Genomic DNA, 255 nt, shown 5'->3' with positions numbered 1-255 from the left:
TCGCCGGCCATCCCAAGGCCGAGGCCATCGCGCCGATCCGCATCCGCGCCGGCGCGCTCGCCGAGAACACGCCCGCCCGCGACCTGCTGGTCTCCCCCGACCACTGCATGTTCCTCGACGGCGCCCTAGTGCCGGCCCGGCTGCTGGTGAACGGCACCTCCGTCACGGTGGAGGCCGGCCTCGCCGAGGTCACCTACTACCATGTCGAGCTCGAGAGCCATGACGTGCTGCTGGCCGAGGGTGCGGCGGCCGAAT

At 72.2% G+C, this 255-nt stretch carries 1 protein-coding gene; it reads left to right on the top strand.

Translation table 11 applies throughout. From position 1 onward, the window contains the following. Positions 1–255, top strand: a 255-nt coding sequence (locus AC1MIR_RS26600; protein ID WP_480031191.1) for a Hint domain-containing protein, incomplete at both ends; no start/stop codon positions are given.

This window comes from Falsiroseomonas sp. RANM36 (assembly GCF_056682175.1).
This window is presented reverse-complemented; position numbering and strand designations above follow the sequence as displayed.